Source organism: Halorhodospira sp. 9621, assembly GCF_022228055.1.
In the GTDB taxonomy this organism is placed as follows: domain Bacteria; phylum Pseudomonadota; class Gammaproteobacteria; order Nitrococcales; family Halorhodospiraceae; genus Halorhodospira; species Halorhodospira halophila_A.
The window spans coordinates 80,296-87,287 of the sequence record NZ_JAJNRD010000009.1 but is presented as its reverse complement, the minus strand read 5'-3'; the positions used below and the strand labels follow the sequence as shown (position 1 = coordinate 87,287).

The window sequence follows — 6,992 nt, the reverse complement described above, 5'->3', positions numbered from 1 at the left end:
ATGCACCTGGGCCAGCCAAAACCGATGCACCTAGCGGAGGGGAGTATTCATGGAGAACCCCACGTCCGTCGGCCCCCGAGAACGCGCCCGGGCCGAACTGGTCGAGGCCCAGCTCGAGGCGCTGTACCAGGTCAGCCGGGTGCTCTCGCGCAGTCTCGACCTGCGCGAGACCCTTCAGGCTGTCCTGGAAGTGCTCCACGAGCACGCCGATATGCACTCCGGGATGGTCGCCCTGCGCGACCCCGTCCGCCGCGAGACCATCGTCCGCGCGCTGTACGGGCAGAGCCCCGCCAATGAGGTCGCCTACCGGCCGGGCGAGGGGATCGTTGGCGAGATCCTCAATCACGCCGAGCCGCTGATCGTGCGGCGCATCTCCGAGGAGCCGCGCTTCCTCGATCGGCTCGGCCTCTACGATCCGGATCTGCCGTTCATCGGTGTACCCATCAACGGCCCCGGCGAGCAGGACCCGCCGGTGGGCGTACTTGCCGCCCAGCCCGCCGCCGACGAGGGCGCGTTGCTGGCCGAGCGCTCTCGGTTCATGCAGATGGTCGCCAACCTGGTCGCACAGACGGTCCGCCTGGCCACCGAGGTTGACCGTGAGCAGGCGGCCATCGTCGATGAGCGCGACCGCCTGCGCCGGGAGGTGCAGGAGAGCTACGGCTTCGAGAACGTCATCGGCCGGACCCCGGCTATCCGCCGGGTCTTCGAGCAGGTGCGCCGGGTGGCGCAGTGGAGCACTACGGTGCTGCTGCGCGGTGAGTCCGGCACCGGCAAGGAGCTGTTGGCCAACGCCATCCACTACAACTCGCCCCGGGCCGACGCGCCCTTTGTCAAGCTCAACTGCGCGGCGCTGCCCGACAGCCTGCTCGAGAGCGAGCTCTTCGGCCACGAGAAAGGCGCCTTCACCGGCGCTGTGCAGAGCCGGGTGGGGCGCTTCGAGCAGGCCGACGGCGGCACCATCTTCCTCGATGAGATGGGCGAGATCTCCCCGGCCTTCCAGGCGAAGCTGCTGCGGGTCCTGCAGGAGGGGGAGTTCGAGCGGGTGGGCAGCACCCGGACCCGGCGGGTGGACGTGCGCGTGCTCGCCGCCACCAACCGCGATCTGGAGGCGGCGGTGGCCGCCGGGGAGTTCCGCGAGGACCTCTACTACCGGCTCAACGTGATGACCATCACCATGCCGGCGCTGCGCGAGCGCCTCGAGGACATCCCGGAGCTGGTCCGGTTCCTCGTCGGGCGCATCGCCAGCAACCAGGAGCGGGCGCTGGAGATCTCCGACGACGCCATCCGCACGCTGATGCGCTACCACTGGCCGGGCAATGTTCGCGAACTGGAGAACGCCCTGGAGCGGGCGGCGATCATGAGCGAGGACGGCCGCATCGACCAGGAGGCCGTGATCCTGGCCGGGATCCCCGAGGACGGCTCGCCGGCCGTCGAGGGCGGGGTGCTGCCCGCCGGGCCGGCGGCCCCGGACCCGAACGACCCGAACCTGGACGAGCGCGAGCGGGTCATCGCCGCGCTGGAGCGCACCGGTTGGGTGCAGGCCAAGGCGGCGCGGTTGCTGGGCATGACGCCGCGGCAGATCGCCTACCGGATCAAGACCCTCGACATCCCGGTCAAGAGCCTATGAGCCGTTGCTGGCGGCGTGGCGGACGCGACACGCGGCTGTGTGGGGTTTGCGACACGCGCGGCGAATGCCGCGGCGGGAGGCACGGCGAGACGGGCGGTTGGCCGCTCCCGTGATCCGGCACGAGGTTTGCAAAAGAGCGGGCAGGCCCGACCGGAGCGCGGCTCCGGTCCCGACGGAGGGAGAGACAATGGACGCATCCGGCTCCACCACCTGCGACCCCGCCGCCGGCTGCCCCGGCGTCGGTGGCGAGGGGGCGCCCGGCGACGGGCTCGAGCACCTGCCCGAGGCGCTGCGCGCCAAGGTCCGGGACCACCCCTGCTACTCCGAGCGTGCCCACCACCACTTCGCGCGGCTGCACGTGGCCGTTGCCCCGGGGTGCAACCTCTCGTGCAACTACTGCAATCGCAAGTACGACTGCGCCAACGAGTCCCGCCCCGGCGTGGTTTCCGAGGTGCTCACTCCGGAGGAGGCCGCGGCCAAGACCCTGGCGGTGGCCCATGAAATCCCGCAGCTGTCGGTGGTGGGCATCGCCGGACCGGGCGACGCCCTGGCCAACCCGCGCCGCACCTTCGAGACCTTCGAGCGCATCCGCGAGGTGGCTCCCCAGCTGCGCCTGTGCCTGTCCACCAACGGCCTGGCGCTGCCCGACTACGTGGACGATCTGGTGGCCCTCGAGGTGGAGCACGTCACGGTGACGGTCAACGCCATCGACCCGGAGATCGGCGCGCGCATCCACCCCTCGATCCTCTTTGAGCACCGGCGCCGGCGTGGCCTGGAGGCCGCCCGGATCCTCGTGCAGCGCCAGCTCGCCGGCATCGAGGCGCTGGCCGCCCGCGGCGTGCTGGTCAAGGTCAACTCGGTGGCCATCCCCGGGATCAACCATCAGCATCTACCTGTCGTTTCCCGGGCGGTCCGCCAGCGCGGGGCGTTCCTGCACAACGTCATGCCCCTGATCTCCGACCCCAGCCACGGTACCTACTTCGGCGAGATCGGCCAGCGCGGTCCGAGCGACGCCGAGCTGCTCGGCCTGCGGGCCGCCTGCGCCAGTGATATCGCCGTGATGAGCCACTGCCAGCAGTGCCGTGCCGATGCCGCCGGGCTGATCGGCGAGGACCGCGGGGCGGAGTTCAGCCGGGCCCGGGTAGCGGGCCGGTCGCTGGATCCGGAGGCCGTGCGCCGACGCCAGCAGGCCACCTGGCAGGAGTTGGAGGAGCAGCTGCGGGAAGAGGAGGGTACGCCATGAACCGCACCCATTCGCTGCCGCCCGAGCCCGATGGGCGGGTCTTTGCCCCCTACACCTGCGGCGGGCTGTTGGCCGGGGCCACCGGCCTGCCCAATGATCGCGCGCTGGGCCGGCTGGTGGCCGCCTGGCTCAGCGGCGAGAGCGTCCTGCCGGCGTGGATGGGTCTGGAGCCGGGCGAGTACGTGGCCATGATGGGCCGCCACTTTCCCAGTGTGGGCGCGGTAACCCCGTTCCCCGAGCCGACGACGCTCTCGCAACCGCTGGCCGACGAGCAGGCGGATGTCGCCGACCTGCTGCTTCGCTACCGCCGCGGCGCCGATCGCTCGGAGCGCTGGCTGGCGCGCATCGTCGCCGCCGGCTGTCTGGGCCGGGATCATCTCTGGCAGGACCTGGGGTTGCGCTCCCGTGGGGAGCTCACGGCGTTGATGGAAGACGCCTTCCCCGCGCTCTGTGCGTTGAACGACCGCGACATGAAGTGGAAGAAGTTCCTGTACAAGCGGTTGTGTGAAGAGACCGGAATCTATACGTGCCGGGCGCCGTCCTGCGACGCCTGCAGCGATTTCGCCGAGTGCTTCGGGCCGGAGGAGTGATGGGCGCGGTGGTGATCGACGATACGACCCTGCGCGACGGCGAACAGTCCGCCGGCGTGGCCTTCACCCGCGCGGAGAAGTGTGCCATCGCCGCGGCGCTCGACGGGATCGGCGTGCCCGAGCTGGAGGTGGGCATCCCGGCCATGGGGCCCGAGGAGCGGGCCGACATCCGGGCCCTGGTGTCCGCCGGGCTGTCGGCGCGGTTGCTGGTTTGGGCGCGCATGCGCGAGGCGGACCTGCGGGCGTGTGTCGGGCTGGGGGTCTGGGGGGTGGACGGCTCTATCCCGGTCTCGGATCAGCAGATTGCGCACAAGCTCGGCCGCGACCGCCGCTGGGTGCTGGGTCGGATCGATGCATGGGTGCGGCGGGCGCGGGCCGAAGGGCTGGCGGTGAGTGTCGGCGGCGAGGACGCCACCCGCGCCGATCCCGATTTCCTCGTCGAGGTCGCGCACTGTGCGGAGGCGGCCGGGGCGCGCCGGCTGCGCATCGCGGATACGGTCGGCATCGCCGAGCCGTTCGCGGTCCACGAGCTCTTCCAGCGCCTGCGCGCGGTCACCGGCCTAGAGCTGGAGATGCACGCCCACGACGACTTCGGTCTGGCCACGGCCAACACCCTGGCCGCCGTCCGCGGCGGCGCCACCCACGTCAACACCACCGTCTGCGGGCTGGGCGAGCGTGCCGGCAACGCCGCGCTCGAGGAGGTGACCCTGGCGCTTCATCGGCTCTGTGACCGGACCACCGGGGTCGACGCCGCCGGCCTGACCGGTGTCGCGGCACTGGTGGAGGCCGCCTCGGGCCGGCCGGTGCCCTGGGGCAAGAGCGTGGTCGGCGCCGGTGTCTTTAGCCACGAGGCCGGGATCCACGTGGACGGGCTGCTCAAGGACGCCCGCAATTACCAGGGTCTGGATCCGGACGAGGTCGGGCGGTGCCACGAGCTCGTCCTCGGCAAGCACTCCGGCACCCGCGGGGTCCAGGCGGCGTGCCGCGAGGCCGGGGTGAGCCTGGACCGCGAGCAGGCCCGGGCGCTGCTGCCGCTGATCCGCCGCTGGAGTGTCACTCACAAGCGTGCCCCCAGTGCCGCGGAGCTGCGTGCGCTGGTGGCGCAAGGGGCGGCCGCGGCCGCCGAGGATGCCGTCGAGGTGTAGAGGAGGTTGCCATGAAGTGGTTGGAGCCACTGGAACCGGAAAACGAGGAGGGCCTGGAGGGCGCGGAGGCGTGGTTCGAGGGCCTCGGCGTGGCCTACGATCCACAGCTGCTGCGGGTCTACCGCTTGCATATCCTGCAGCGCTTCCACGACTACGCCAGCGCCGAGCCGCCGGCGACACCCGATGAGGCCGAGGGGCAGGCCCGGGCACTGCTGCAACGCGCCCACGACGACTTCGTCGGCTCCGACGCCCGCAGCCAGGCCGCGCTGCGCATCCACCGGCAGGTGGCCCGGGGGGCGAGCGGCGAGGTCCCGGTGGCTCGAATCGGCCGTGGAGGATTCGGCTGATGCTGCCGCGGTTCCGGATCGGCGCGGCGGTGCGGGTGGCGCGCAACATCCGCAACGACGGCACCTACCCCGGCGTGGCCCGCGGTGAGCTGCTCGTCCCCCGGGGGAGCGTGGGTTACGTCCGTGATGTGGGGACCTTCCTGCAGGATCAGATCGTCTACAGCGTCTTCTTTCTGGATCAGGACCGCATGGTCGGCTGTCGCGAGGAGGAGCTCATGGATGCAGCCAGCCACTGGGTGGAGACCCGCTTCGAGTTTCGCGACCGTGTCACGCCCACGCGGCGGCTCGCCGTCCATGGCGAGGTGGTGGCCGAGCCGGGTGCGGTGGGCGAGATCATCCGCGTCCTGCGCGATGCACGCACCGGGCCGGCCTACCAGGTCCGCTTCCCGGGGCGTACGCTGCAGGTTCCGGAGCACGCCCTGGCGCCGCTGGCCGCCGAGGTGCCGGAGGTCACCGACGAGGACGTGGAGCGCTTCTACCGCGAGCATCCGGAGCGCTTCCAGCGGGACGAGACGCGCACCGTGCGCCATCTTCTGATCACCATCAACGACGAGTTCCCGGAGAATACCCGGCAGCGGGCCTGGGCGCGGGCGGAGAAGCTGGCCGGGAAGCTGGCGGACGACCCGCGGGGCTTTGCCGCCGCCGCCGAGCGCCACTCCGAGTGCCCCAGCGCCCTGCACGGCGGGCTGGTGGGCCGGGTGGCGCGGGGGCAGCTGCATGAGGAGCTGGACGCGGCCCTGTTCGAGATGGCCGCCGGCGAGGTGCGCGGCCCGGTGGAAACGGCGATGGGTCTGCACGTGCTCCTCTGCGAGACCGTGCACCCGCCCGACGTTGCCCCGCTGGATGACGAGCTGCGCGAGCGGATCCGCGGGGCCCTGCAGGAAAAGCGGGCCCGCCAGGTCCAACGGGATCGGGCGCGGGCCGGCCAGGGAGGGGAGAACCATGAGCCATCCGGGACTGGATGACGAGCGTATTCGCCGCTGGACCCACGGCTTCGCCGACGGCAGCGTCGTCCCGGTGCTCGGGCCGGGCGCGCTGGACGGGGCGTGTCACCCGGAGACCGGCGATGCCATGCCGGCAGACAACGAGCGGCTGATCCTCGCGCTGAATCAGGGCAAGCCGATGTCGCCGGTGCTGATGCACGAGTTCTCGCGGGCGGCGATGAAGGTCGAGCAGGATCACGGACGCCCCTATCTGGAGCGTTTTCTGCGGACCTGCTTCGGCGAGGTCCCCTGGACCCGGGCGCCGGTGATCGACTGGCTGGCGCAGCAGCGGCCGGCCTGGGTGGTGGATCTCAACCGGGATACCCAGCTCCAGGACGCTTGGGCCGGCACCCCGCACCTGCTGGTTCAGGGCGTCGCACGGGTCACTGGCGGGCGACGCTATCGGGTCTTCCGGCACGACAGCATCGGCTACCACGAGCTCCACGACGAGGCGGCCGAGTCGCCGCCGTCGCCGGCGGGTCCGATCCTGTTCAAGCCCCTGGGGTCGCCCCGGCCCGAGCCGAGCTTCGTTGCCTCGGACGCCGATTTTGTGGACTACCTCACCGAACTGATGGGCGGCTTCGCCCTGCCGCGGTTCCTCAAGGAGCGGCGCCGGGGCGTGCGCTACCTGAGTCTCGGGGTTCGCTTCACCCGGGATACCGAGCGCATGCTCTTCACCGAGATCACCCAGGAGGCCGGCGAGCCCAAGGGCTGGGCGTTGTTGCCCGCCACGGCCGGCAAGGAGCGGCGCTATCTCGCCCGACACGGTGTGACCGTGATCGAGGCCTGCGCCCGCGATCTGGCGGCGCGGGCCGTCGGCGTCGCCTCGTCACCCCAACGCGCCTGAGCGTCGCTCGCCCCGTCGGAGGGGGTGGCATCCGGATTGCGTTCGATCAATAATGACGACCGGTGCCACACAACCTGTCGATGAGGAGCAGGGGCGATGCGACGCAAGTGGATCCCCGGCCAGCCGGATGAGCCCTACCAGGTCCTCGCCTTCAGCGACCGCGGTCACACCGCCGTCTTCAGCGAGCACTGAAGCATCCCTCCTGTCGGT

The 6,992-nt window shown here is 71.3% G+C and carries 7 protein-coding genes; all 7 read left to right on the top strand.

Going from position 1 to position 6,992, the window contains the following annotated elements; translation table 11 throughout:
- The first annotated feature begins 49 nt into the window (after nucleotides 1–49).
- The 7 genes from nifA to LRF89_RS06475 all read left to right on the top strand — a co-directional run bounded on the left by nifA (nucleotide 50) and on the right by LRF89_RS06475 (nucleotide 6,782).
- The gene (gene nifA, locus LRF89_RS06510; RefSeq protein WP_238636781.1) at nucleotides 50–1,627 is read left to right on the top strand and encodes a nif-specific transcriptional activator NifA; all 1,578 of its coding nucleotides are present in this window, start codon (nucleotides 50–52) and stop codon (nucleotides 1,625–1,627) included.
- 187 nt (nucleotides 1,628–1,814) lie between these two features.
- Nucleotides 1,815–2,870, top strand: a complete 1,056-nt coding sequence (nifB, locus tag LRF89_RS06505) for a nitrogenase cofactor biosynthesis protein NifB (RefSeq protein WP_201168090.1) — start codon at nucleotides 1,815–1,817, stop codon at nucleotides 2,868–2,870.
- A complete protein-coding gene (locus LRF89_RS06500) occupies nucleotides 2,867–3,460 on the top strand; it encodes a nitrogen fixation protein NifQ (protein ID WP_238636780.1) in 594 nt (197 codons plus the stop codon). The genes nifB and LRF89_RS06500 overlap by 4 nt, the downstream gene beginning before the upstream one ends.
- Entirely contained in the window at nucleotides 3,460–4,605 is a 1,146-nt protein-coding gene (nifV, locus tag LRF89_RS06495; protein WP_238636779.1) for a homocitrate synthase, read from the top strand. Before LRF89_RS06500 ends, nifV begins: the two co-directional genes overlap by 1 nt.
- Nucleotides 4,606–4,616: 11 nt before the next feature.
- Complete coding sequence (gene nifW, locus LRF89_RS06490) at nucleotides 4,617–4,952, top strand: nitrogenase-stabilizing/protective protein NifW (protein WP_201168080.1); 336 nt, start codon at nucleotides 4,617–4,619, stop codon at nucleotides 4,950–4,952.
- Nucleotides 4,952–5,917 (top strand): nitrogen fixation protein NifZ, encoded by a 966-nt coding sequence (locus LRF89_RS13570; RefSeq protein WP_201168077.1) that lies wholly within the window; start codon nucleotides 4,952–4,954, stop codon nucleotides 5,915–5,917. The genes nifW and LRF89_RS13570 overlap by 1 nt, the downstream gene beginning before the upstream one ends.
- Nucleotides 5,895–6,782 carry an SIR2 family protein gene (locus LRF89_RS06475; RefSeq protein ID WP_201168074.1) on the top strand — a complete coding sequence of 296 codons (888 nt, stop codon included), beginning with the start codon at nucleotides 5,895–5,897 and terminating at the stop codon, nucleotides 6,780–6,782. The genes LRF89_RS13570 and LRF89_RS06475 overlap by 23 nt, the downstream gene beginning before the upstream one ends.
- Nucleotides 6,783–6,992 lie beyond the last annotated feature (210 nt).

Bases quoted from the DNA above. Each gene is read 5' to 3' on its own strand.
- nifA (WP_238636781.1), top strand. From the start codon at position 50: ATGGAGAACCCCACGTCCGTCGGCCCCCGAGAACGCGCCCGGGCCGAA.
- nifW (WP_201168080.1), top strand. From the start codon at position 4,617: ATGAAGTGGTTGGAGCCACTGGAACCGGAAAACGAGGAGGGCCTGGAG.
- LRF89_RS06475 (WP_201168074.1), top strand. From the start codon at position 5,895: ATGAGCCATCCGGGACTGGATGACGAGCGTATTCGCCGCTGGACCCAC.
- nifB (WP_201168090.1), top strand. From the start codon at position 1,815: ATGGACGCATCCGGCTCCACCACCTGCGACCCCGCCGCCGGCTGCCCC.
- LRF89_RS06500 (WP_238636780.1), top strand. From the start codon at position 2,867: ATGAACCGCACCCATTCGCTGCCGCCCGAGCCCGATGGGCGGGTCTTT.
- nifV (WP_238636779.1), top strand. From the start codon at position 3,460: ATGGGCGCGGTGGTGATCGACGATACGACCCTGCGCGACGGCGAACAG.
- LRF89_RS13570 (WP_201168077.1), top strand. From the start codon at position 4,952: ATGCTGCCGCGGTTCCGGATCGGCGCGGCGGTGCGGGTGGCGCGCAAC.